This is a genomic window from Nocardioides albidus (assembly GCF_006335005.1).
GTDB lineage: Bacteria > Actinomycetota > Actinomycetes > Propionibacteriales > Nocardioidaceae > Nocardioides > Nocardioides albidus.
Genome location: NZ_VDMP01000016.1, coordinates 41,814 through 43,896 on the forward strand (window position 1 = coordinate 41,814; position 2,083 = coordinate 43,896).

A 2,083-nucleotide genomic window follows, 5' to 3' on the forward strand; every position below is an offset into this window, starting at 1 on the left:
AGTCGGCGCTGCTGGAGGCGATGGAGGAGGGCCAGGTCTCGGCCGACGGCGTGACCCGGCCGCTGCCGCGCCCGTTCCTGGTCGCCGCGACCCAGAACCCCGTCGAGTTCGAGGGGACCTACCCGCTGCCGGAGGCGCAGCTGGACCGGTTCCTGCTCAAGGTGGTGCTGCCGGTGCCGCCGCGCGAGGACGAGATCACCATCCTCACCCGGCACGCCGACGGCTTCGACCCGCGCGACGTGGCCGGTGCGGGCGTGCGCCCGGTCGCCGGCGCCGCCGACCTGGAGGCCGGCCAGGCCGCGGTCAAGAAGGTGCAGGTCTCGCCCGAGGTGGCGTCGTACATCGTCGACATCGCGCGGGCCACGCGACAGTCCCCCTCGCTGTCGCTGGGCGTCAGCCCTCGTGGTGCGACGGCGCTGCTGCGTGCCGCGCGGGCGTGGGCGTGGCTGTCGGGACGCGACTTCGTGACGCCTGACGACGTGAAGGCGCTCGCCCAGGCGTCCCTCGCACACCGCCTCGGTGTGCGGGCCGAGGCCGAGCTCGAGGGCGTCGACGTCACCCAGGTGCTGGCGTCCGCGATCGCCTCCGTCCCGGTCCCGCGCTGAGGCCCGTCACACCATGGCGATCTCCGGCCGCGTCCCGCTGCTGCTCCTGCTGGGGCTGGTGGCGGTCGTGCTGCGCCCGCAGGCCGGGACGGTGTGGATGTGGCTGCTCGGCGTGCTGGCACTGGTGACGCTCGACCGGCTGCTGACCCCGTCGCCGGCGCTCGCCTCGATCAGCCGACGCCCGGCCGGCTCGGTGCGGCTCGGCGACCCTGCGTCCTCCGAGCTGGTCGTGGCTGCGACCGGCCGCACCCTCCACCTGCACGTGCGCGACGCCTGGCAGCCCTCCGCCGGGGCCCGCGACAACCGGTTCCGGCTGCGGCTGGCCGCGGGCGACCAGCGGCGGCTGACGACGCCGCTGCTCCCCCGCCGCCGCGGCGACCTGCGCGCCGACGGAGTGACCGTCCGATCGTGGGGCCCGCTCGGCCTCGTCGCCCGGCAGCGCACCTACGCCGTCCCCGGATCGGTGCGCGCGCTGCCGCCCTTCGACTCGCGCAAGCACCTGCCCTCCCGGCTCGCCCGGCTGCGCGACCTCGACGGCCGTGCCGCCGTACGCGTGCGCGGGCAGGGCACCGAGTTCGACTCGCTGCGCGAGTACGTCCGCGGCGACGACGTCCGCTCCATCGACTGGCGCGCCTCGGCACGCAACACCCACGTCGTGGTCCGGACCTGGCAGCCCGAGCGCGACCGCCGGGTGGTGCTCGTCCTCGACACCTCGCGTACGTCGGCCGGGCGGGTCGCCCGCGCGGCCGGGGAGGCGGAGACCGACGGGATGCCTCGCCTGGACGCCGCGATGGACTCCGCCCTGCTCCTCGCCGCCCTCGCCTCGCGCGCCGGCGACCGGATCGACTTCGTCGCCGGCGACCGACGGGTCCGGGCCCGGCAGCGGCTGCACGGCGCCCGCGACGTCGCGGCGCGACTGCAGGAGCAGATGACCGACCTCGACCCGGTCCTGGCCGAGGCCGACTGGGACCTGCTCGCCGGCGCCGTCCAGGGCTTCGGCCGGCAGCGCGCCCTCGTGGTCCTGCTCACCGCACTCGAGCCCTCCGCCATCGCCGACGGGCTGCTGCCCGTCCTGCCCGTGCTCACCCGCCACCACCGGGTGGTGATCGCGTCGGTCCGCGACCCCGAGCTGAGCCGGATGGCCGCGCTCGGCGACGAGGTCGGGGCGGCGGCGCCGACAGCCGACGAGGTGTACGCCGCCGCGGCCGCCTCCCACGAGCTGCACCGTCGCGAGCGGACCCGCGCCATGCTCGTGCGCCTCGGGGTCGACGTCGTCGACGCCGACGCCGGCGAGCTGCCGCCCGCGCTCGCCGACCACTACCTCGCCCTGAAGGCCCAAGGGTTGCTCTGACGCGGAGCCGCGACTGACGCTGGCGGGTCCGCGGGCCCGGTGGCTGAGGCGCGAGACGCCCTCGGGGCAGCCCCGGCGTGCCGATGTCCCCGCGAGCAGGGCTGGCGGGGTGTGGGGCGGGGTCCCT

General features: G+C 76.8%; 2 protein-coding genes. Both read left to right on the forward strand.

Annotated features, from left to right (window positions below):
* A partial coding sequence (locus FHP29_RS03765) for an AAA family ATPase (RefSeq protein ID WP_240044286.1) occupies positions 1-605 on the forward strand: 605 nt, incomplete at its 5' end.
* A gap of 13 nt (positions 606-618) precedes the next feature.
* Complete coding sequence (locus tag FHP29_RS03770; protein ID WP_139621525.1) at positions 619-1,956, forward strand: DUF58 domain-containing protein; 1,338 nt, start codon at positions 619-621, stop codon at positions 1,954-1,956.
* The last annotated feature ends 127 nt before the right edge of the window (positions 1,957-2,083 follow it).

Coding starts and splice junctions, on each gene's coding strand:
- FHP29_RS03770 (WP_139621525.1), top strand. CDS start 619: ATGGCGATCTCCGGCCGCGTCCCGCTGCTGCTCCTGCTGGGGCTGGTG.